Genomic DNA, 22,381 nt, shown 5'->3' with positions numbered 1-22,381 from the left:
TGTTTCAACTATTTCAGATTGCCGACAAAGAAGGTAGCAAATTCGCGGTCCCGCTCCTGGGTTCTCACCACAATGGTGTACCAGCCTGTTTTCGGGAAGGTGACCTTGAAATTACTGCTCACCAGTTCAGCGTAGCTTAGCTTCTGCTTCACCAGCTTCAGCTGTCCTTCGCGGTACAGACCAGGGTAATACAGAATATCGAACGTTCCTGCCTGATTGACCTTGTCTACTCCGCCTACCTTCATCAGGTTGAAGCCGGATACCTTGAAGGTAATGGTGTTGGTATTGAACAATGCAGATTCGCCGGAGGAAGCCGAGATTAAGGTATCGTTACCGAAGACCAGTAATCCGCCGTCCTTCACGACCACCACATCCTGATAGACCACCGACTTATTGCCTACCTGATCAACCGCTGTATATGTGGCGCGCTGGCGTCCAAGCTTGCTCAGATCCAGCCCGCTGACCGATACTTTCACGTTAGCCTCAGCCGATACATTATCAGATACGGTGAACCCGCCGAGATCCGTACGGAAGTTAAAGTCTTTCTTGTTCTGAACAATCCCTACTGTTTCCTTGTTCAGTGCCAGCTCAGGTGCTGTGTTATCAAGTCCGGCAATGGTTACCGGAACCTTGTTCACATTGCCCAGCAGATCCGAGATGGCAATGACCGCTGAACCGCTGTTCTCAAAAGCACGCGAGTAGCTGTACGTTCCATCCGCTTTACTGATCTGGTTCGTATAGGCGGCTCCACCCTCAATAGGTCTTACGCCTGAGAACATCTGGTTAGGGGCAGCAACTGTGCCGCTAAGCGTAACCTTCACTTTGCCTTTGGCATATTTCTGTCCGCCGATGGTAACAATCTGATCAGCCGGAACCGCTTTGCCTTCGGCATCTACAAAGGTATAAGCCACTTTATCCGGTACTGGCGGTGCAGAGAGAATATTCGTTACCTTCTCTTTGATAACTGTCGTATTGCCGTACACATCCACCACAGTGAATGAAGCTGTTCCATTCTCCATGAGTGTAATGCTCTTATCGGCACTGATAATGTTGAACGCTTTAGCGGATGCATCCGCCTTCTCTACCGTAACCGTAACTCCGGTAGAGAACAGCACATTGCCGCTGTTATCCTTCAGGGTGCCGAAGGTCTGGCTTCCATTCTCGCCATATTGGTAGGAACGGACTACTTTCACCCTTGGCACTTCCTTGCTGATGTTCGCAACCGTAGCTTTAACCGTATTGATATTTCCGGCAGCATCCTTAATTTCGAATTCGAATTCGCCATTCTCCGTGAAGGTATAGGCTGTCTTGCCGCCATTGTTCACAACCGTCACCGGCTCAGAGGTGCTCTGGAGAAGGGCAACCACATTACCGTTTGTGCTCTCCATGTATGAATATTCAATGGTCCCTTCGGGAGCAGTACCGTCAATATTCTTCACGACCAGATACAGAGTATCTGTCCGGTCCGGATCACTGAGATCGGTCAGATCGAAGCTGTAGTAACCATTCTCATAGATCTTGAAAGAATTCCCTGTCCGCACAGGTACCGAGGGATTAATCTTCGATGGCATTACCCGGATACCCGGCGGGACCGTGATCTCAATATCCGCTCCAACCTTGGCATTGACCGGGCTGTTCACGCTGAGTGAAGCAAGCGCATATACCGGCTGCAGGCTGGTGGACGCTCCATCGATATCAAGCTTGGCCGCTTTGCTGATCAGACCGCCCGGCGTTCTGTATTTGACCCATACCTGAACCTCCTCAGGCTTACTCGTCGGAACCTTCACTGCTACGAAGTTGGTGTAAGACTTCCAGTTCAGCCAACTCACACCGTTATCCGGTGACACTGAATATTCATAACCGGTCTTGTCGTCTGTTTCGAGGCTAAGCTTCACAATGGCCGTGTAGCCGTCCACTGTATCACCGGACAAATAGATCAGAGAAGACTTGGCATCCGACACCGGCGCATCCGGCTTGGTCGTTGCCGAGACCTTGAAGGTTCCTGCACTTGCCTTGATCGTGCTGTTGCCAGCTCCGTCAACCGCGAGTACATACAAGCGGAACTCAGAGATTTCTCCCGATTTCAGCGAGTTGTCGTCGATGGATACTGAGCCGCCTGCCGGGACGTCTTTCCATTCTGCGGAAGACTCGTCAGGCACTTTTGCACCCGCTTCTTGTCTGACCCATTGATACTTGCTGACCAGTCCTGTTTTGCTATAGAACTCTGACACGCTGATCTTCGTCTTCTGCAGCGGCAGCGGGTATGCAACACTATCAGGGCTGAAATACACTACCGGTGCTTCATTGTCAAAATAATAAGCCTTCGAGTAGTAGTACGTTTTGTCGCTGTGCTTCACCATAAGATGAATGTATTGCGTTCCGTTCAACACTGTTTTAGCAGCAGGAATGTCATAGCTGTAAGTGGCTTCACTTACAGAAGCGCCAAGGCCCTTGGCTGCCAGCTTGGCATCGGGGCTGACTTCTGGTGTCACTGAAGGCTCAGCACCGTTATCCGGTGCCGGTGTCTCTTCCGGTTCAAGCGGCGTCAGTGAAGGCGCTTCTGGCCCGGAGGACAGGAATTTCATAAGGGCCACCGGCCCGATGCTTGCTGTAACTTCCGGTGTGGCCGGAGGACTTGGCTCTGTAGGAGCACCAGACGCTTCCGGTTCCGATCCGTCTTCAATTAAGCTTTTCTCAGACAGTGGGGACATGCCGGATGACTTGGAGACCTCCAGTCCGGTAAATTTACTATCATTATCAGGACGAATGGAGCTATCGCTGATGGCGTAGCCTACATAATCGGGATGCACACCGCTGATCCGGAATGTAACATCATGACTTTTCACATAGTTAGGATTGGCTTCCGGTGTGAACTCTGTCGGAATAGCCGCCTCTGAACTCACGACTACCGCTCTTTCCTGCGGAGTCTTGATCGTCTCATTGCCCGCTTTATCCAGCGCCTTCAGATAGAGCCAGTACGAGCCGTCCTCGTCAATATCCTCATAGGTAGACCGGGTAACGGTCGAACCTGTGAATGACGTATCCGCCCACTTGTCGCTCGCCGGAGAATCCCCGTCCTTCACCCATTGGTACTGCACGCTGCTCACTCCGCTATGCGGGTCCTTCACCAGAGCCTGTACCGTAGCGGTATCTTCGCCGGCCATCGTAATGGAAGGTCCCTGGTTGTCCAGCTTGAGAATGCCTACTTCATGCTTCCAGTTGGAGTCGTCATTCTTGAAATCTTTAACCGGCCAGACAGTCAGATCACCGTATTGTCCAACGGCTGCCAGTGCCTGATTGTCAGCATAGAAGATTTTATCTGCCTCTGAACCCGGTGCCTCTGCTTTCCAGGCATCATACAGTTCTTGATGGGTTGCCACGTAAGCTTTTTTCTTCTCATACTGCATCAATTCTCTGGCAGAATCCCAGGACATATCGGCCGTCCAGGTATGCAGATACCACTCGCCGCTGTTCCCAGCCTCGAAGGCTTCCGCCGGAGGAGCAAGCAGGTTTGTCTTGTTGTTCACTACTGACAGCTCTATATTTTCGAACTCTCCCGGATATAGCTCATCCGACGGCTGTTTGGCGGAGAGTGCATAACGCTTGAGCGCTGCATAATGATCTCCGGCTACCCCGGCGAACGGATCAGCCTTATCCTGACTCCACCAGTAGTACACCAGCCCTACAGATGGGGAGGCTTCCGCACTCATATTGGAAGGACGGTAGATTCCGCGGCTCGGCCGTTCCGTACCGCGGTCACCTACGGTAGGATCAAGATGCGGTACTTTAATAGAAGGATCGTTGGCGTCAATCGTAACCTTACCTTTTTTGGCATAGGTTGTATCCGTTGCTCCGCCTGTCTCGAACCGGTACCCGATCACCGGCTCCGTATTGTCAATGAACAGGTTCGCCCAGTCAATCTTGGAGTTGGCAAGTGAGAAGTCACCGCCCTCAATACCAGCGATCTTCTCTTCATGGATTCCATCGAAGTTCGCAGGCTGAATTAACAGGTTCCCTGCGTAATCCTGGATAACATCGGTATCCATCTGGATCGGCTCACTGCCGCCCTTGGCATCATTAGATATGGCTATAGCCTTGAGCAGCGGGGTTTCCACCGTTTTGCCGTCAGGCACGGTCATGCGGAAGCTCCAATTCGGTGTATTCCGGCCTGCAACATAATAGGCTTTCATTCCGTTATTGAAGAGGATGAAGGTCTTCTTCTCGTCCCAGCCGGTTTTGGCAATCGCCTCTTCCGTCATCTGGAGGGTGAAGTCAATCACATCTCCCTTATTCAGCGTAACTCCCGTCAGAATCTCCGGCTGAATGCCGTTCGCGGTCTTGGAATACTTCGGACGCACGGCATCGACAATGACGCGGAAGCCGCCCCGGTCGAAGTCAAACGGGTTCCCGCTTTTCCGGTCCAGCCAGGCATTGCTGCCGCTGCTCGGTACGGTGTTGAGATTGACAACCGCTTTATTCCCTGCCGCATCGCTGAGCACGGCTTCTTTCAATTTATTATCCAGCGACAGATCCATCTGCGCTCCGCCTGTAGTTCCTCCAGTAATCAAGGGTTTCAGCGGATTATTACCGCTGTTATGGAAAGGAACACCCGTATATCTGTAGGCAATTTTTTTCTGGTAGGAATCGAGATTGTTCTCGTTAAAGGATATATTCTGCAGATACTGCTGCTGTCCGGCTGCCGGAAGTCCGGTGCCCGGATCATTAATGAACAGCTTGTGCCGCAGGAAATAATCAGAGTTCGCCTTTACCACCGAAGTCGGTCTGACCGGCTCGCTGAAATTGTAGCTGAGCGTGATGTTCTCGTCTCTTTTGACATACAGCTCTTTCTGGTTAATATTCTCGTTGAGCCGTTCTGCACCGTTGCCAGTAAAGGTATAGTTATCAATCACCGGACGCTTGAGATCCTGGAACTTGAGGTAGAATCCGCGCACACCCGCTGCTTCACCGTCATCATCGCCTTCGCCCCAGACTCTAACGGTAATAACAGAATTAGGTTTGATGATAGCCTTGGCCGACTTGTTATACCTCTGGCTGCTGCCGGTTCGTTCATTGATAATATTTTTCCCGTCAATATTTACTGTAATGGACGACTGACGGGTCCATAAGAACCCGGAGTGACGCCGCAGCACGGCGAACCCTGTAAGCATCTCGGCATGTCCGCTCTCCGCCATATTCTTCAGAAGCGGATTGTCGGCTACCTTCACCTCGAATTGAACCGTTGCTTCATTATCGTCGACACCCGCAAAGATATCTCCCTTAGCCCAGTCGTACTTGGCGTCTTTATCTTCCTCTGTCTGCTTAAAGCCTTGCACCTTGGTATAAAAGTTAAGAAACGTATTGTCCGCAGGGTAACTTAGATTTCCGACATGTTGTCCGTTTGGAAACGTAACCTCATAATCATCACCCGCAGCCTCTGCCAGTCCGCTGAAGGAACTGGGTATTAACGATAACAACATACTAAGAATCAAGCTTAGCGAGGTATATCTCTTCAATCTCCTGCTCATTAACAATTGGTGCTCCCCCTTATTCGTTCATCATTTCCTGTCCGGCATGCAGCAAGCTTCGCTGTAGCATAGATTCACTCCCTGTGCTTCCGCATTCTCCTTTCGCCCTGCCCTCCCGTGGACAAAAAATACTAGTTATAAACTACCTATTTTTTCATATCTGCGTTTATTCTATCAGGCGGCTCTAAACAAACTCTTAACAATTCTCGACAAAAGCTGCGTCAAACGCCCCGAAATAGGGTTAATACACTCGAAAAACGAAAAAAGTCCTGATTTTTAAGAGAAAATATCTAAAAACACAAAAAACCGCACTGAGAACGGCTCAGTTACGGTGGGAATGGGTTCAACTTGCAAACCCTTAAATACTGGTAGTATCCTATCCAGATACCAGCTTATCCAGATACCAACTAAAATCAGTGATGTCGATATCATCTTGCACTATCATTTTCTTTCTTGCTATCGATAGACAAAACATGAATTGCTTCTTACTGTCATCCGGTAATTTTCAGACATGGCCCAGCAGTGCTAAATCATTCGTCAAACTTGTTGATCCAGTACATCGAATTTTCTGTAGTAGACAAGGATTTAAGTACATATAGTGTCTCTTTCTTTTTCTGTTGAAAAGTTTCCGTTAGCTTTTCGGGAGCGATATCGCTTATATCTTCCAACATACAACATTCTTCAAACAATTCAATTATGCTCTGGTTGGCACTATTTTGTTTTAAAAGTTGTGCTATGTAAGGGCGATAGAGATAAGTGTGCGCTTCTTCAAATGTCAATACTCCCTCCATAAGGGAATCAAGCATACCAAGATTTAATATACATAAAAACTTTTGAATTTCTTCCGATTGGTTCAATTCAATATTCAAATTCATGTCAACACCCCTTAACTTAAGTCATCCCATGAATCCTTACAGGTGATTTGTAACTCATACTTTCCTCGGGGTAAGCTCTTCCTGTTTATAGTTCCACCAATCCAGTTGTTCATAATAAATCCTTTTGGCCCAGTAGTCTGGTCCTTCGTGAAATACAATATCATCTTCAGAAGTGAAATCTTTTCCTTCCCAGTACAAGTTAATTCTTTGAAAAGCTTCGTCTTCAGAAATCTTTGCAATATCCATCATGTTTAAAACAATGTCAAGACAGTAGATCTCCGTTGTAATGCACGTTGGAAACTTCAATTGATTTTTGACCATCATAAACCTCATACATTCCTTCACGCCCCCTCTCGATCGGTAAGCAAACAAAATAATAAAGAACAGGTCAATTACGGTGGCATCTGACCATACTCAACCTGTTTAATGTAACGGAATAGCGTTATTTAAATTATAAAGCTAAAGCATTTGATGTGCGGTTATTTTCAAAACTCATTCGGTTAACATATTTAAAAACTCATCAAAGCTGTTACTTGTAGAATATGTTACAGGGTCTAATTCTGAAGATTCTTCATGATTCCAAACGCAAACAGATGGCTCTGTTTTACCAGTATTTCTATAGTCTAAACACACAAAATCACCTGCAAATAGAACAGCAATTGGTAATAACTCAGTACCTACTAAGTTTTCGTCTACACCAATTCTCTCATCTAACTGGGTTCTAACTACTCCTATATCGTAAAATTCATCTTCCCTCTCCCCAGTTACCTTCAAGATACATAAAAACCTATCAATAGCATAACTATGGTTGTCACACTTAAAACTATTTTTCACAGGAGAAGCACCATTAAATTTTTTAATAAATTCTTTATATTGATCTGGCAATTTAATTCTCCACTTATTTTCTTTTTCAGTCAGCAGAACATCATCTGGCAATGGATATATTATAGTTTCATCCTTAACTTCCATGTCTCTACCTCTTGGGTAACTCCTTTATTGGTATTCCACCGTGCCTAAGTATTTCAGGTAATTGGATGAAAATGTAGCTTCAGCAATCTGCCCAGTATACTTAAAGTTATAAAGTAAAATAACTGCATTAATATCGTTTGATAACTCTTCCTGAACTAGTGTATTAAATTTCGGGGCAATTTGATCATCATAAGAGAATCCTTCAAGTAATAGATTTAGGTTATTACTTGCTTCTTCATAATATTCTGCTTCTCTTACTGCATCATCATATCTGCGAATCTCAAAGTGATTAGCAAATATGGATGGGATAAAATCTCCTTCATCGGAATAAGAGACCATAAGTAATCTGTCCAATTCCTCGAAAGATTTAACATTGCCAACCCACAAAGACACGAATCCTTCTTGTTCCATGTTAAGCCTCCCTAAGGTTTTAATCCATCAGGTAGAGCATCTACCCCACCCTCAAATCTATAATTAGCCCAGTTCTGTAGCCTTCTTCTAAACATATCATAATCAGTAGACGAATCAATAATTTCTAGCAATTCATTATGTGCTTTTGTTGAGCCTTTCCCACCATGCTTACCAGTGGGATTCACAAATTTAGTCTCGCTTATAAGCGTCCTCATTTCAGCAATTTGTTCGCTTGTTACTCCCCATCTTTTGAATACGTCTGCTCTTGATACCAAATGCCACTCATGTAATCCTCCTGGATGTCTGAGTCGATCTTTTATAGTATCTCTTAGTTTAGGGTCTGCCCACACTGTATTAAATTCATCAGGAGTCAGTGAATTGAACCAATCATCAAACTCACCGTCTTTAACAGTTGGAACAGAATCAAGTACATCCCCTCTCCCCTCACTCCGCCAAACCTGCCCCGGCATCTCTACCGGGCCGGGACCACCCGGCGTTGCCGGGATTAACCGGTTCGGGTAAGGGTTCATCCCTGGAAAATCCCGATTTTTTAAAACATCCGGCACTTTCTTCACCGCATCGGTCAGCGGGTCCATTACCGCGTCGGCCAGCTTGCCAACTACGCCGCTCTTGGCGATAGGTACGCCGGGGACGAGGATAGATGCAGCGTTGCCGAGCATTTCGGCTTTTTGCTCCGGGGTGCCTTCATTGAAATTATGGTACATGGCTTTGGCCGCATCTACCAGTACTTCAGGGTGATTGACAAGATAGTTCACCTTGTCCATCGTCTCTTGGGTCGTCTTCTCCGGGTCGATGACGAAGTCAAACGCGAACTTGGCGGTGTCTACCACGCCCATGACGGTAGACTCGATCAGGCCGCCAGCGAAGGCCCGGGTCACCTGATCCGTCTGCACCACTATTTTGCGCCATTTGGTCATGCCGTAGGTGTCTTCTGCCCAGGCAGAATACGCGGTGGGCACGACTGGAGAATGTATATTTGGATCATAGACCTTCTCCCTGAAATAAGTATAGGTCGTCTCGTTCTCTTTGTTCTCTGCTGTGATCGGCGTGCCGTCCGGCAACGTCACTGGCGGGCCATGGAGCCGCTTATACTCTGCCACCTGACGCTCCAGCTCGCGAATCTGTTCCGCTCGAACCACCGCTGCCTCGATGTCCTTATAATTAATCTTCGCCCACGCGCGGTATTGCTCATTCACCAGTCCCAAGGTGATGGCGAACCGCAGTTCATCACTGGCGGGTACCGTCGACCCGTCCGTCCGCAGCGGATTATAGGTGCAGGCCGATAAGGGGGAACCCTTGTATTGCGTCCGCAGGTCGGTCCTCGCATAGAAGCCCGGGTCCACGCCCAGCTTCTGCAGCAGCTCCCGCTGACGTTCCGCATGTTCATTCGCGGACTTCATATAGGCTTTGTTACCATACTTCTCATAGACAGAGTACGCCGCTTGACTTCGCCTGATTTCCCGCAGCGCCACCGCAATCTTGGACAATTGTGCCCGCGCCTGCTGCTGTGCGGCGGGACTGCCGGATGACCTCTGCTGGAACAGCTCCGATATGACTGCATCTGCTGCAAGAGGCTGCAATTGCCTGTCCACCGAAGCGTCCCTGACGTTCCGCAGCAGATCTCGAATCATGCGGCTAAGGGTGGGCGGATGACGAAGGACATCCTGCAAACCACTCGCGGCCTGATCCCGAATGCCTTGCAGCCACCAGCTGAACATACTGCCTGCCTGCTTCCAGGTGAAGGCCGGTGTGGCCTTTAACAGACTCTGAGAACATGACACCTTCAAACGTATCTTCATCAGGGTCTAAATCATCAGGGAATAGACATACTGCTGCATTAGTTTACAAATCAGCAAAGATGATTTATCAACAACCTCCTCTAAAGTTTTTCATTAGGTTTTAAAAACAGAAATTCTCTACGTTTGATAATTTCTTTGAAGTTCTCATTATCCCAAAATCCAGTATTATTATTAATATAGATCACTTCATTTAATCTCACTAAATAAACTGTATCGCCATTAAACTCAAAAATGCAGTTAGTGCTGACCTTATCCATGATTTCAAAAACAATAGTTAACATATTAACTATTGCTTTTTCCCATTCAAAGAACTTGTTAATTCTAAAACTTAAATCTTGTCGATTGATGAATTCATCCAAGAAGTACTCGGACTCATAACCGTAAAGTGACTTTGAAGTATCCATTAGCGTCAATGAAAATCCAAGCCTATCATATGTTTCAGTTATTCGAATCCCTTCTGACATTTTTTCAATTTTGTTCACGTCTAGTATTACACCCAATTTTTCCAGTTCAATACTGATATCAGTATTGGATAATTGTATCTCTTCTAACATAAATGAATATTCTAAAGCCATGAGTATTCCCCCGTTTTATGGAAGTAAGTCAATTACCTTTTTATCTTTAGTTATTACGATAACTTCATCTAAATTCTTTATAGGCCAATCAGTGAATTGCTTTTTCAGTTCACTTAGATTTCCATTCCAGTCTCCAAGATTGAGTACAATTCTTCTTGTTTGGCCTTCTTTAATTTTCTTCTTCTCTAGTTGTGAAGCGATACCACGTGGACTTGTCGTATCTTTAGGTGAATAACAATCAAATATAGTTTCATTGATTAAATAGTCAGGATCTTTATTAGTATCCGGTATTTTTGGATTCTGCTCAATATCATATCCGTTTTTAGCTAAAATCTCGGCTGCTTCATTCTCTCGTGACAACGAACGCTTAGTCTCTAAATCCATATTTTCTCTTATTGTAGTTTTATACCCTTTTGGCTGTGCATTTGGATTAGTAGCATTTATTGGCCTTGTTACTTGCCCAGGCCTTCCCCAATGTCCTCCACCTTCTGTTTGACTTGGAATTCCCCCCCTCCCCTCACTCCGCCACACCTGCCCCGGCACCTCGACCGGGCCAGGACCGCCCGGCGTTGCCGGGATCAGCCGGTTCGGGTAAGGGTTCATCCCTGGAAAATCCCAATTTTTCATAACATCCGGTACTTTCTTCACTGCATCGGTCAGCGGGTCCATCACTGCGTCGGCCAGCTTGCCGACTACGCCGCTCTTGGCGATAGGTACGCCGGGGACGAGGATGGACGCAGCGTTGCCGAGCATTTCTGCCTTTTGCTCCGGGGTGCCTTCATTGAAATCATGGTACATGGCTTTGGCCGCATCCACCAGAACTTCGGGGTGATTGACGAGATAGTTCACCTTGTCGATCGTTTCCTGGGTCGTTTTCTCCGGGTCGATGACGAAGTCAAAAGCGAACTTAGCGGTGTCCACCGCCCCCATGACGGTAGATTTGATCAGGCCGCCTACGAAGGCTTGGGTTACCTGATCGGCCTGCACCACTATTTTGCGCCATTTGGTCATGCCGTAGGTGTCTTCCGCCCAGGCAGAATACGCGGTGGGCACGACTGGAGAATGTATATTTGGATCATAGACCTTCTCCATGAAATAAGTATAGGTTGTCTCGTTCTCTTTGTTCTCTGCTGTGATCGGCGTGCCGTCTGGCAACGTCACCGGCGGCCCATGGAGCCGCTTATATTCTGCCACCTGACGTTCCAGCTCGCGAATCTGTTCCGCTCGAACTACCGCTGCTTCGATGTCCTTGTAATTCGCTTTTGCCCACTCGCGGTATTGCTCATTCACCAGTCCCAGGGTGATGGCGAACCGCAGCTCATCACTGGCGGGCACCGCCGATCCGTCCGTTAACAGCGGATTATACGTGCAGGCCGATAAGGGGGAGCCCTTGTATTGCGTCCGCAGGTCAGTCTTCGCATAGAAGCCTGGGTCTACGCCCAGCTTTTGTAGCAGCTCCCGCTGACGTTCCGCATGTTCGTTCGCGGACTTCATATAGGCTTTGTTGCCGTACTTCTCATAGACAGAGTATGCCGCCTGACTCCGTCCGATTTCCCGCAACGCCTCCGCAATCTTGGCCAATTGCTCCCGCGCCTGCTGCTGTGCGGCGGGACTGCCGGATGACCTCTGCTGGAACAGCTCCGATATGACTGCATCTGCTGCAAGAGGCTGCAATTGCCTGTCCACCGAAGCGTCCCTGACGTTCCGCAGAAGCTCCTGAATCATGCGGCTAAGCGTGGGCGGATGACGAAGGAGATCCTGAACGCCACGCGCCGCCTGGTCCCGTATGCCTTGCAGCCACTGGCTGAACATACTGCCTGCCTGCTTCCAGGTGAAGGCCGGTGTAGTTTTCATCAGACTCTGCGCCTTCGTTTCGGCCGCTTGATATTGCCCGGCCGCCCAGCGCAAGGCCGATTGCTTACGCTCTATCCGGTCACTAAGCGACTGTGCCTCCCGTACCAGTTCCTGCAGCAACCGGACCGCCTCGCGGGAGGGAGATTGCACATAACCTTCCGGATAAGCACTCTGGACCGAACGGACCAAACCGCTGGCGCTTCTGTTCATACCGGAGACTTGCTCCTCCAGCACACGGTTCAAGCGCTTCAGTCCCTGCTCCAGCTCCAGCATCCGCTTGATCTCCACCTGCTGCTGCATGGTTCACCTCCAGAGTACAAATTCCCCGTCTAGTTATTCAAGTCGTCGAACATGGAGCCCTTCACTGTGATGGTCATGCAGTCCAGTGCCGTAATGCCTTCAATAGAACCTAGAGTGCGATAGGCCAGCTTGCTCTTGCCAAGCTCCACATTCCCAACCGACACTTTAATCGGATATTCACCGTCCGCCATATTGGCGTGGGTATACAGATAGCTGTTCTTCGGGTTGACCACAATCGTAACGCGGGTCTCTTCCGTAATCTGATACATGCTCTGCCCGTTTTTTACGAATTCCTTATACTCAAAAGCCTTATTGCTTCCTGCCGTAGAGGACTGGCTATAGCCTTCCATCACTTTTTTCCAGTATTCATGGGTATCGCCCTTTACGTCCTGTGAATGCTCCAGCTCCACTACCTTTTTGCTGTAGCGGCTGCCATCTGTACTGCGGTCCATTACGGCCAGCAGCACTTCACCATTCACACCCTTTGGATTCTTGGCAGTCAGTACGCCGGTTTTACGGGCAAACCCTCCGCCCTGTTTGGCAAGCGGCTCATTGCTCAGGTTCACGGCGATCTTTTTGTTGTTGATGTAGATCAGGTCATTCTCGTAACGAAAAGAATCAATGACCCGCTGCACCAGCTCTTTATGATCTTCGGTATCGTCCTTGACCGGCTTGTACACCACGGTTTTTACCTTGAAGGAATAGGACCCTGCCGGGTTAAAATAATAGCCCGACTTCACCGGATAGTTGAAGCGCTGCAATTCCCGGTCCGTGGCGAACACGGCTTTGTCATAGCCTGCTTTACCCGCTTGTCCTTCTTTGGCCGCAGTCCGTGAAGTCTGGTATTCTTGGCGCTGCGAACGGTCTGCACTCCAGGCAATGTCACCCATACCTTGCTGCGTAAACGTACGCTTGTATTGTCCATTTACAGCTACAGCCTGATAGGCTTGATTATTCTTATCTAAATGGTACATCCAGCGGATGACATCCACAGGATACGGCTCGGTTCTCCACAGCAGCTTCTTGGATAGAGCGGTTCCGGTGTTCTGCTCGATCTTACTATCTACTACAGGCTCCGGCACTTCCTTACGTCCATGATAAAAATACATTTCATAGAGCTTCCGGTCCGTCCCCTGCGGGAAGCTGGCGGTTGCCGTCCCGGTCTCTTTCTTTGTGGTGCAGGTGCCATTGCTGCAGCTCGTCACGTCATACTCATAGGTTCTTTGGACTCCGCCCTGGAATTCCACCCGGCCTTCTTTCACGGCAGGGGAGTATGGATTAGCCGGATTCAGCCATTTGCCATGCTCAGGGTCATCACCGAAATCCTTGCGGTCAATCACCGCGCTGACGATGGGCTGGCGCGAAATGCGGCTCCCCGGATCATTCACCACATCGTTGTTAGACACCTTATATTGCCGGAATACATCCGGGGTCGCATTGGTCACATGCAGTTGCCCTGTAGCATTGTTGATCCACTTTCCACGCGGTAAGTACAATTGGGCAACTAACGGTGCGCCGCCGTAGATCGGGAATTCCACCTGCCGGGTCAGCACATTATAGCCCAGCGGCTGCGGCTTCAGCAGCTTGACGGCGATCGGATGCGAATCGAGCACATTATTAGCGAGCTGCTTCTCTTTAGGTGCTTTCCCCTCCGGGTTCACACTGAACTTAATTCGCACCTCGCTGTCCGGCATCTTGAAGCTGGCTTTCAGCAGGCGCTCCCCGTTCTTGGGAATGACAAGCTCCCCGCTCCCCTTCTGCGCCTGACCGGTGAACGTCAGCTTCGCCGCTGAAGTATCGATGGCCTTGCCTGTACTCACTTGAATAATCTCCCAACGGAAGGGAGTCTTGATCTCTTCAAGAAAAGAAGAATTTACCCGGATCTGTACTTGTACCTGTTCCCCGGCCTCTGCCTGCAGCGGCAGCTGTTCGAATTCAGCCTTTAAGTCATACTCCTGCTCGACCAATGCCAGCGGTGCAATCGGAATGTCCAAATACGTAATATTCCCGCTGTTATGGGAGATATAGACGGTTCCATACCCCCACGAGAAATACGTAGGCGGCTGGAGCACATGAACATAGTCAATCCACTTGCCGCCCTTGGACGGAGTGGCGTTGTTGGTATAGACCTTCATATTTTGAAGCTCTTTATTCTGATTACGGTACATGAAGTCCTTATACGTACGGTTGCCGCCATATTCAAAATTCAAGCCTTCGATAATAGCCTGCTCAAAGGTCCCGTCCGTGAGATAAGCGGTGAGCTTGGGGTTGTTAGTGTTTTGGTAGCGGTCAAATTTATTTGTGTTAACTTTGAATTTTTGCTGAACGGCATCATCCTCCCAGGATTCCTTAATCAGGGAGAGATTCTGAATCTGCGTCCCGCTCCACCCGGCAAACCAGGGGACATTCTCTGTCGGTACCGAGTTGCCTTCCCTGGTATAGCCGGAATATTCATATATTCCACCGTCCAATTGGATGCCATGACTGGTCCCGTAGACAATCTCATAGTAACGTTCAGCGCCGGAAGCGATCCGTTTTTGCAGCAGATCCTTGCGGTAGCTGCCCTTGGAGGTCTCCTCCTTGAAGTAATCCTTCACACCATATAAGTCCAGGTAATCCTCGTTGGCGAATTTCAGCACTTCGGCCGGAGTGGCCGGCTTCCCGCGTGCATCCGAGTACGTATCCATTTGGAAGACGGCAACAACAACAATGATCGATAGTATGGCTACAACCAGTGCTTTCTTCATCCATCTACACCTATTTTCTGTATATAGTAAAAACCAACGCGTTATATTCGGTAGATGACACATTAATTTTGTATTTTTCATCTTCAAATGTTCTAAAGGGCAGGTTATACTCTACTGTCTTCTTGGGAGCAACATAGGCCAGCATGGCATCTACAGTAGCCGGCTCAATCTTTTGCCGCATAATCGCTTCCGCTTCCTTCATTTGCATGGCATAATCGGCACCCTCGATCTCGAAATCGACCAGAATGACAAGCACGGCCTTGCCCTTGGGAGGATTCTCAGTAGAAGAATTAACCTGAAGCATAGAACCTGTATCTGTATAATAAGTGAATCCGTTGGATGTCTTAGCTGTGCCCTTAGCGGGTGCGGAGCTGATCACAGGTGTCTTGCCATCCGTGGAGATATAAGCGGTGCTGACACTCTGATCCCAGTTGACGCCTACGCCCAGCCCTGCGCTGACGAACTTCAGCGGCACGAACGTTCTGCCGTTCTTCATCAGGGCGGCGGTATCCATCGTCTTCTTGGCGCCATCCAGCGTAAATTGTCTATTCCCGATGACCAGCACCAGCTTCTTGCCGTTCAGTTCCACCGTTACGGTCTTGGAAGCCGGGGTCCAGCCCACCTTCGCCCCGAGCGCTTCACTCACGAAGCGGACAGGCACCTGCACCCGGTTCTGCTTGTCGAGAAAAGGCTGGGCATCCGGGAAGCTGATTTTGGAGCCGTCCACCACCACCCGGACAGACTGGGCGGCATACGTAGAAGCAGGGAATACGGAGCAAAGCAGCAAAACTGTCATGAGCAATGCGATTATTTTTTTCATAAAAAATCATCCTCCTGAATTAGGTATAGCCTCTTATCATCTTAACTCATCCGCCTGTTGCCCTACCGCTCGTGCTTTCTGGCAGTAATCTCTCACTTTCTCTACGATCACCTGATACTCTGCTTGTGCCAGAGCAATCAAACTCAATGTTTCCTCTACTATTCATCTTTGAAAATGGCTCCCAATTGTTCTAAACTTATATTTTCAGGCCAAATAGTTTTATGATTGTAAAAAGCCCCATTAAAAATAACATTGTTTGTCTCCACACTTGATAAGTCTACTTCAGATAAATCGGCACCAGTAAAGTCTACATTTTGAAGGATGGAATTTTTAAAAGATGCTCTCGATAAATCACAATTAATAAATTTCACATTTTTAAGCTTGGAAAACATAAAATTCACTTTCATCATACTAGAATTGGAAAAATCCACTTCCTCAACTTCTGATTCATAAAGAGAAGCTTTTATAGCCTTAGAGTTAGTTGCTTCACATCTCTTAATTATTGAGTAATCCAAATTTGCCTTTGTCAAAATCACGCCATTCATACTGACTTCAAAAAAATTAATTGATGCCAGATTAGAATAATAAAAATCAGTACTGGATAATACACATTTCTGTAATGTTGAGCCTACAAGTACCACATCAGTTAAATTCTTATCAACAAGTTCCAATTCAATTAAAATAGCATCCTCTAAATACAATTGTGTGCCTCTAGATTTTAATTCAATGATCCATAATTGGTGATCCTCAATCATTTTATTTAGTTCTTGCTGAGTTAACATCTGTTATCCCCCTCTTTCCATTCAAGGCCACCAAGGGAATTTCTCCTTTGCTTAATTCATCTTCAATATCTGGCATTGCCTTATCTAATCTAAACCCGCTTTTCTTAGGAGGGTAATTTGAGTTAAATCCCTTTACATCCCACACTCCTCCATTCCCATAGATAAACTCACCACAACCCGAACTGGAGGCCCCTTAAGTTCTCCTCTAACCTTTAATTCAAGCCCAGCCTGACCTTCTATTCTAGTTAATGTTAAAATTATGGTCTGGATTTCTTGCCAAACCTTCATACTCGTCTAGTGTTCTAGCATGATCATTGTGTTTAGAGGTAGCAAGGTAATGTTCGAGGATTAGCTCGACTTGCTCCTGTGACATCGGGTCTTTGACACGCTTGACGAAGATTCCAACAATATCGTCTTTTGCATTGGAAAAATGTCCTAGCACGTTCTCCCGCCGCATCAGAGTTAGGGCTACATTAATGGTAGTCGTTTCATATATGCGCTCACTTCTGTCGCGCCGTGGCATTATACATCCTAACATGGGTGGCGGAACGGTGAGGTAACCCCTCCGTGAGCTAAATAAAATTTAGTTTTTTCTCAAAAGATTCTTTGAACCATTCGTAATTATCTTGGATACGTTTCTTGTCAGCATCCCTTAATTCTAAATATCTTTCTAAAATCGCAGTAAGAAACTCAGATGAAAGTGACTCTCCGAATGGTTGTAAACTATCGGATGATAAATTATCCATTATTGCTCCTATCAAGGTTGCAGATGCTTTTGTTAGTTTTTTGGTGATAATCTCTTTTGCTTTTTCATGGTCAACTTCATAAAGCAAATTAAACGCAACCGCTTGAAGAAATTCATCTCCCAAATCTTCTCCGAGTATTTTGATGCAATAAGGTACTACCATTTCCTTATATCTTATGGAGAGTTCTGTTAACGCTGTAGTAACTTCATCTAAATTTTCTAAGTTAGTTACGATTGAAATAAGTTCAGTATCATCCATACTAGCAATATATGCCTCGTAATTTTCCGACCTATCCAACGCATGTGCTAAATCTTTATTGTCCATATTTCACCTCAACCTGTTAATCTTTGATTGGAATTAACTTAATAGTTGATAAATAAGGTTTTCCCTCAACTATACTCCATGTTGTTAGAACTTTGACTCTTCCATTTGGACCTTCTAATACGCTTGGGAAATCCAATCTATTTTCGGGTGTAATGTTCTTTCCTACATCTAGGAGATGTTTGCTAATGGATTGGTTACTCTCGGGTGTATCATTAAGCCCAATCGACTCAAGTTTTTTTCTCATATCATCTGAACGCTCATAATTATGCTTCATTGATTCAAGACGTTTAATGCGTTCTGCATTTTGAGGATCTGCATCAAACACCTTTCTTTGTGTCTGTCTCAACTGTTTTAATTCCCGAAGTTCCTTGCTCAACTCTTGAATATTAACGTTTACTTTACCTCTCATATATTTTTCAATTTTATCAATTGGTATAGTTGTATTTCCATCTGTATAAACCTTAATTGGTTTGCCAGTTGATGGGGCAATAACCTCTTTTACTTCAGCTTTCCCCCGCCCCTCACTCCGCCACACCTGCCCCGGCAATTCGATCGGGCCTGGACCGCCCGGCGTTGCCGGGTTTAACCGGTTCGGGTACGGATTCGTCCCTGGGAAATTCCAATGCTTCAAAGCATCCGGCACTTTCTTCACCGCATCGGTCAGCGGGTCCATCACTGCGTCGGCCACCTTGCCGACCACGCCGGTCTTGGCGATAGGTACGCCCGGTACGAGGATGGATGCGGCGTTGCCGAGCATTTCGGCTTTTTGCTCCGGGGTGCCTTCATTGAAATCATGATACATGGCTTTGGCGGCATCCACCAAAACCTCGGGGTGACTGACGAGATAGTTCACCTTGTCGATCGTTTCCTGCGTCGTTTTCTCCGGGTCGATGACGAAATCAAAGGCGAACTTGGCGGTGTCTACCACGCCCATGACTGTAGATTTGATCAGGCCGCCTACGAAGGCTTGGGTTACCTGATCGGCCTGCACCACTAATTTGCGCCATTTGGTCATGCCGTAGGTGTCTTCGGCCCAGCTATAATAAGCGGTGTATACCGCTCCGGTATGTTTATTGGGATCATAAATCTTGTCCCTGAAATATGCATAGGTCGTCTCATTCTCTTTGTTCTCTGCTGTGATCGGCGTACCATCCGGCAGAGTCATCGGCGGACCATGGAGCCGCTTATACTCTGCCACCTGCCGTTCCAGCTCGCGAATCTGTTCTGCTCGAACCACCGCTGCCTCTATGTCCTTATAATTACTCTTCGCCCACTCGCGGTATTTCTCATTCACCAGCCCCAGTGTGATGGCGAACCGCAGTTCATCACTGGCGGGCACCGCCGATCCGTCTGTCAGCAGCGGATTATAGGTGCAGGCTGATAAGGGGGAGCCCTTGTATTGCGTCCGCATGTCGGTCTTCACATAAAATCCAGGGTCCACGCCCAGCTTCTGCAGCAGCTCCCGCTGGCGCTCTGCATGTTCATTCGCGGACTTCATATAGACTACGTTTCCATACTTCTCATATACAGAGTACGCCGCTTGACTGCGTCCGATTTCACGCAACGCCTCCGCAATCTTGGCCAATTGTTCCCGCGCGTGCTGCTGTTCGGCGGGACTGCCGAATTCTCTCTGCTGGAACAGCTCCGATATGACTGCATCCGCTGCAAAAGGCTGCAATTGTCTGTCCACCGAAGCATCCCTGACGTTCCGCAGAAGGTCCTGAATCATGCGGCTAAGCGTGGGCGGATGGCGAAGGAGATCCTGAACGCCACGCGCCGCCTGGTCCCGTACGCCTTGCAGCCACTGGCTGAACATACTTCGTGCCTGCTTCCAGGTGAAGGCCGGTGCAGTTTTTAACAGACTCTGCGCCTTCGCTTCAGCAGCTTGATATTGCCCGGCCGCCCAGCGCAATGCCGATTGCTTGCGCTCTAACCGGTCACTAAGCGACTGTGCCTCCCTTACCAGTTCCTGCAGCAATCGGACTGCCTCGCGGGAGGAAGACTGCACATAACTTTCCGGATAAGCAGCTTGCACCGAACTGATCAAACCGCCAATGCTTCTGTCCATACCGGTGACCTGCTCCTCCAGTATGCGGTTCAAGCGCTTCAGTCCCTGCTCCAGCTCCAGTATCCGCTTAATCTCCACCTGCTGCTGCATGCTTCACCTCCAGAGTACAAATCCGCCGTCTAGTTATTCAAGTCGTCGAACATGGAGCCCTTCACTGTGATTGTCATGCCGTCCAGTACCGTAATGCCTTGAATAGAACCTAGAGTGCGATAAGCCAGCTTACTCTTGCCAAGCTCCACATTCCCAACCGACACTTTAATCGGATACTCACCGTCCGCCATATTGGCGTGGGTTTACACGACGGCAGCGACAACAATAACCGAAAGTATGGCTACAACCAGGGCTTTCTTCATCCGTCTACACCTATTTTCTGTATATAGTAAAAGACAGTTGGTTATATGCCTTAGAAGACACAAAGATCTCATATTTGGAATCTTCAAAGGTTTTAAACGGCAGGTTATACTCTACTGTCTTCTTGGGAGCGACATAAGCCAGCATGGCATCCACGGTAGCCGGCTCGATCTTTTGCCGCATAATCGCTTCCGCTTCCTTCATCTGCATGTCGTAATCAGCACCCTTGATCTCGAAATCGACCAGAATGGCAAGCACGGCCTCGCCCTTGGGAGGATTCTCTTCAGAGGGTGAGACCAGCAGCATAGAGCCTGTATCCGTATAATAAGTGAATCCGTTGGATGTCTTAGGAGTGCCCTTAACGGGTGCGGAGCTGATCACAGGCGTCTTGCCATCCGTGGAAATATAAGCGGTACTGACAGTCTGATCCCAGTTCACGCCTACGCCCAGCCCTGCGCTGACGAACTTCAGCGGCACGAACGTTCTGCCATTCTTCATCAGGGCTGCGGTATCCATCGTTTTCTTGGCGCCATCCAGCGTAAATTGCCGGTTCCCGATGACCAGCACCAGCTTCTTGCCGTTCAGTTCCACCGTAACGGTCTTGGAGCCGGGTCCCAGCCCACCTTCGCCCCGAGCGCTTCACTCACGAAGCGGACCGGCACCTGCACCCGGTTCTGCTTGTCGAGAAAAGGCTGGGCATCCGGGAAGCTGATTTTGGAGCCGTCCACCACTACACGGACTGATTGGGCGGCATGTGCCGATACAGGCATTAGCGAGATTAGCAGTAAAAGGGCGGTAAACCAGATGGTTATTTTTTTCATCTTCATATCCTCCTCAAATGGGCTTGTGACAAGCCTTATCTATCCTCCTTCTACTGGCGTTGCAGAATTACCGGCTCTCCGTCTAACTCTATCGTAATGACAGGATCGTTGATCAGGGTGCCCATGAAGCCGAAGGCGTGCCAGGCTCCGCTTGCCAGTACAAGGTCTGAACTCTGCTTACGGCTGTATTGAGTCAAGAGCGGTTCCAGGTCTTTGCCTGTAAAGGGCACTACCTGCTCTGCTCCGTTACTGCTGTCCGAGACTGTAATCGAGCTAAGCTTAATCTCCTGACGCGAGCCTGTCAGATCCTCTGCATACAGATCAAGTCCAACCTCAAGCGAACGTTCATCCGATGCATCTGTAATCGCGGACAGGAAGGCATATTCATCCTCCTTGCCGCGCAGCTGGTTCATCACAGCTTTAAATTTCTCATTCCCCGGCGTAGTTGGCGACACAATCGCCATCAGATGCACGCCCTGCGTCGTATAGCCGGTATAGATCACAGAATCGTCCAACAATGGCTGAACCTGTTCTTGCTGACCCAGCATCTCCTCCACTTCCGCATCGCTGAGCACGATGGACAGGATGCCCTGCAGCCCGCGAATCCGGTCGGAGGCCAGTACCGCGGCCATCAAATCATCAGAGTTTTGCTCAACCTTCTGCATATTCCCCTGTAATTCTTCATACAGCTTCTCTTTCAGTGCAGTGCCTTCATGATCTCCGGCAGGCTTCACCTGATCATAGCTCTCCGTAACGGGACTATTCGTTTGCCATTTATACGAGGAGACACCCCAGCCGCCAACCTTCTCTTCCTGCAGCCATACCATGAAGTAATGATCCTTCATTACATACTCCAGGACCCGGCTTCCATCGTCAGCCCCTTCATAGGTGTGGAACTCCTCCCCATACAGCCGGAGCACTTCTGCTTCCGCATCCCCTGCCTTAAGGCCTGCTGTTGTGAGGGATTCATCCGTCACATCAATCCTGTAGAGCCGCTCATTCTCATCGAATGTGAAATCCGCACTGTCCGTCATAATGGTACGGTGCCCCTGATTCCAATCGGCGGGATCACCTGCATTCTCAATTTCATTGCTGTCGTCGATGCCTTCAGCCTCTAATTGTCTACGTACCTCTTCCAGGGTCATTCCCAGTTGAAACATACCATCTTCTCCATTCTTCTGCTCATCAGCAATGACCTTCTTGGCCGGAACTGCTGAAGGACTGGGAACAGGGGTTTCCATAGCCGGCTTCTGCGTGGCAGCCTGACCCGTATCATTGGGTGGAGCCTTATCTGTCCGTGCGCAGCCTGTAATCATAAGTGCGGTGCTAAGGCTGATGATCCAGAACATTTTTTTCATGTTGCCGTTGCTCCTCTCCAAGTGTTGCTGCTGCG

Annotated in this window: 15 protein-coding genes and 1 pseudogene; all 16 read right to left on the bottom strand. The window is 48.4% G+C overall.

The features are described 5' to 3' along the window. Positions 1-8: 8 nt before the first annotated feature. The gene (locus tag MKX63_RS23140; RefSeq protein ID WP_341020370.1) at positions 9-5,525 is read right to left on the bottom strand and encodes a hypothetical protein; all 5,517 of its coding nucleotides are present in this window, start codon (positions 5,523-5,525) and stop codon (positions 9-11) included. A gap of 530 nt (positions 5,526-6,055) precedes the next feature. Continuing rightward, positions 6,056-6,400, bottom strand: coding sequence for a DUF3969 family protein (locus MKX63_RS23135; protein WP_341020368.1), 345 nt, complete (start codon positions 6,398-6,400; stop codon positions 6,056-6,058). Between the two features lie 54 nt (positions 6,401-6,454). After that, positions 6,455-6,733 carry a hypothetical protein gene (locus MKX63_RS23130; RefSeq protein WP_341020366.1) on the bottom strand — a complete coding sequence of 93 codons (279 nt, stop codon included), beginning with the start codon at positions 6,731-6,733 and terminating at the stop codon, positions 6,455-6,457. 159 nt (positions 6,734-6,892) lie between these two features. After that, on the bottom strand, positions 6,893-7,369 hold the full coding sequence (locus tag MKX63_RS23125) for an SMI1/KNR4 family protein (protein WP_341020364.1): 477 nt from the start codon (positions 7,367-7,369) through the stop codon (positions 6,893-6,895). A 24-nt stretch (positions 7,370-7,393) separates the two neighbouring features. Beyond that, positions 7,394-7,780: an immunity 22 family protein gene (locus MKX63_RS23120; protein ID WP_341020363.1), complete on the bottom strand. Its 387-nt coding sequence runs from the start codon at positions 7,778-7,780 to the stop codon at positions 7,394-7,396. Positions 7,781-7,791: 11 nt separating this feature from the next. Continuing rightward, the gene (locus MKX63_RS23115; RefSeq protein WP_341020362.1) at positions 7,792-9,600 is read right to left on the bottom strand and encodes a hypothetical protein; all 1,809 of its coding nucleotides are present in this window, start codon (positions 9,598-9,600) and stop codon (positions 7,792-7,794) included. Between the two features lie 80 nt (positions 9,601-9,680). Further along, positions 9,681-10,175: a SitI3 family protein gene (locus MKX63_RS23110; protein WP_341020360.1), complete on the bottom strand. Its 495-nt coding sequence runs from the start codon at positions 10,173-10,175 to the stop codon at positions 9,681-9,683. 15 nt (positions 10,176-10,190) lie between these two features. Beyond that, positions 10,191-12,329: a CdiA C-terminal domain-containing protein gene (locus MKX63_RS23105; protein ID WP_341020357.1), complete on the bottom strand. Its 2,139-nt coding sequence runs from the start codon at positions 12,327-12,329 to the stop codon at positions 10,191-10,193. 29 nt (positions 12,330-12,358) lie between these two features. Beyond that, positions 12,359-15,076, bottom strand: a complete 2,718-nt coding sequence (locus MKX63_RS23100) for a hypothetical protein (protein ID WP_341020355.1) — start codon at positions 15,074-15,076, stop codon at positions 12,359-12,361. Positions 15,077-15,086: 10 nt separating this feature from the next. Continuing rightward, the gene (locus tag MKX63_RS23095) at positions 15,087-15,896 is read right to left on the bottom strand and encodes a copper amine oxidase N-terminal domain-containing protein (protein WP_341020353.1); all 810 of its coding nucleotides are present in this window, start codon (positions 15,894-15,896) and stop codon (positions 15,087-15,089) included. 158 nt (positions 15,897-16,054) lie between these two features. After that, positions 16,055-16,678, bottom strand: coding sequence for a pentapeptide repeat-containing protein (locus MKX63_RS23090; protein WP_341020352.1), 624 nt, complete (start codon positions 16,676-16,678; stop codon positions 16,055-16,057). A 572-nt stretch (positions 16,679-17,250) separates the two neighbouring features. Continuing rightward, positions 17,251-17,748 (bottom strand): hypothetical protein, encoded by a 498-nt coding sequence (locus MKX63_RS23085; RefSeq protein ID WP_341020350.1) that lies wholly within the window; start codon positions 17,746-17,748, stop codon positions 17,251-17,253. 16 nt (positions 17,749-17,764) lie between these two features. Next, positions 17,765-19,906, bottom strand: coding sequence for a hypothetical protein (locus tag MKX63_RS23080; protein ID WP_341020349.1), 2,142 nt, complete (start codon positions 19,904-19,906; stop codon positions 17,765-17,767). Positions 19,907-19,935: 29 nt separating this feature from the next. Further along, the gene (locus MKX63_RS23075; RefSeq protein ID WP_341020348.1) at positions 19,936-20,097 is read right to left on the bottom strand and encodes a hypothetical protein; all 162 of its coding nucleotides are present in this window, start codon (positions 20,095-20,097) and stop codon (positions 19,936-19,938) included. An 82-nt stretch (positions 20,098-20,179) separates the two neighbouring features. After that, positions 20,180-20,937 (bottom strand): annotated as a pseudogene (locus tag MKX63_RS23070) (copper amine oxidase N-terminal domain-containing protein). A 101-nt stretch (positions 20,938-21,038) separates the two neighbouring features. Beyond that, complete coding sequence (locus MKX63_RS23060) at positions 21,039-22,346, bottom strand: hypothetical protein (RefSeq protein ID WP_341020343.1); 1,308 nt, start codon at positions 22,344-22,346, stop codon at positions 21,039-21,041. Positions 22,347-22,381: the final 35 nt, after the last annotated feature.

Source organism: Paenibacillus sp. FSL R7-0179, assembly GCF_038002265.1.
Lineage (GTDB): Bacteria > Bacillota > Bacilli > Paenibacillales > Paenibacillaceae > Paenibacillus_AQ.
This window is presented reverse-complemented; position numbering and strand designations above follow the sequence as displayed.

What these genes read in the sequence shown, in the direction of transcription:
- MKX63_RS23140 (WP_341020370.1), bottom strand. Translation starts at nt 5,525, where the DNA reads ATGAGCAGGAGATTGAAGAGATATACCTCGCTAAGCTTGATTCTTAGT.
- MKX63_RS23135 (WP_341020368.1), bottom strand. Translation starts at nt 6,400, where the DNA reads ATGAATTTGAATATTGAATTGAACCAATCGGAAGAAATTCAAAAGTTT.
- MKX63_RS23130 (WP_341020366.1), bottom strand. Translation starts at nt 6,733, where the DNA reads ATGAGGTTTATGATGGTCAAAAATCAATTGAAGTTTCCAACGTGCATT.
- MKX63_RS23125 (WP_341020364.1), bottom strand. Translation starts at nt 7,369, where the DNA reads ATGGAAGTTAAGGATGAAACTATAATATATCCATTGCCAGATGATGTT.
- MKX63_RS23120 (WP_341020363.1), bottom strand. Translation starts at nt 7,780, where the DNA reads ATGGAACAAGAAGGATTCGTGTCTTTGTGGGTTGGCAATGTTAAATCT.
- MKX63_RS23115 (WP_341020362.1), bottom strand. Translation starts at nt 9,600, where the DNA reads ATGAAGATACGTTTGAAGGTGTCATGTTCTCAGAGTCTGTTAAAGGCC.
- MKX63_RS23110 (WP_341020360.1), bottom strand. Translation starts at nt 10,175, where the DNA reads ATGGCTTTAGAATATTCATTTATGTTAGAAGAGATACAATTATCCAAT.
- MKX63_RS23105 (WP_341020357.1), bottom strand. Translation starts at nt 12,329, where the DNA reads ATGCAGCAGCAGGTGGAGATCAAGCGGATGCTGGAGCTGGAGCAGGGA.
- MKX63_RS23100 (WP_341020355.1), bottom strand. Translation starts at nt 15,076, where the DNA reads ATGAAGAAAGCACTGGTTGTAGCCATACTATCGATCATTGTTGTTGTT.
- MKX63_RS23095 (WP_341020353.1), bottom strand. Translation starts at nt 15,896, where the DNA reads ATGAAAAAAATAATCGCATTGCTCATGACAGTTTTGCTGCTTTGCTCC.
- MKX63_RS23090 (WP_341020352.1), bottom strand. Translation starts at nt 16,678, where the DNA reads ATGTTAACTCAGCAAGAACTAAATAAAATGATTGAGGATCACCAATTA.
- MKX63_RS23085 (WP_341020350.1), bottom strand. Translation starts at nt 17,748, where the DNA reads ATGGACAATAAAGATTTAGCACATGCGTTGGATAGGTCGGAAAATTAC.
- MKX63_RS23080 (WP_341020349.1), bottom strand. Translation starts at nt 19,906, where the DNA reads ATGCAGCAGCAGGTGGAGATTAAGCGGATACTGGAGCTGGAGCAGGGA.
- MKX63_RS23075 (WP_341020348.1), bottom strand. Translation starts at nt 20,097, where the DNA reads ATGGCGGACGGTGAGTATCCGATTAAAGTGTCGGTTGGGAATGTGGAG.
- MKX63_RS23060 (WP_341020343.1), bottom strand. Translation starts at nt 22,346, where the DNA reads ATGAAAAAAATGTTCTGGATCATCAGCCTTAGCACCGCACTTATGATT.